This is a genomic window from Bartonella sp. AU18XJBT (assembly GCF_028618595.1).
GTDB lineage: Bacteria > Pseudomonadota > Alphaproteobacteria > Rhizobiales > Rhizobiaceae > Bartonella.
The window spans coordinates 1-609 of the sequence record NZ_JAQITE010000157.1 but is presented as its reverse complement, the minus strand read 5'-3'; the positions used below and the strand labels follow the sequence as shown (position 1 = coordinate 609).

Annotated in this window: 1 pseudogene; it reads right to left on the bottom strand. The window is 45.8% G+C overall.

From position 1 onward, the window contains the following. Nucleotides 1–609: pseudogene (locus tag PVV60_RS10680) on the bottom strand (transporter); the annotation flags it as partial.

Below are 609 nucleotides of genomic sequence, written 5' to 3'. Positions count from 1 at the left end.
AAGTGCCGCCACCCGCTCTGACAAAAAGTTCTGCACCCCGATCTTTGTCAAAAAAGACCATATTGGGATCATGCTTTTGAAGTTGTGCTAAAAGAAAATTGACAATAACCGTTTTCCCAGAACCAGAAGGACCACAAACAAACGTATTGCCTAAATCACCAAAGTGAAAGTTAAAATAAAATGGTGAACCAGCAGAGGTTTTCATCAAGGCTACCGCGGGTCCCCACACATTGCCATCTATTTTCCCAACCGGAAAAGAATGAAATGGAGAAAGCGCTGCATAATTGCGGCTTGTTATCGCACCAGAGCGGGTGCGATAGGCGTAATTGCCAGGCAATTGTGCCCACCAAGCCGCCGCTAACCCTAAATCTTCCCGCGCAATCACAGCCCCACCATTTGTAAGATGAGAACGCGCTTTGGCAAGATTATCCGCTAACTCTTGCGGCGTATCAGCAAAAACTGCTAAGGATAAATGATGTTCCCCTAAAACAAAACGATTGGATTCAAGATCATCAAGCGCATCATCAAGTTCCATAATTTGTGAGCCCGCACGGTCTCCTGCATTGACCATTTGGTTTTGTTTGCGCCCCATAATCTGCTTGGCAATGT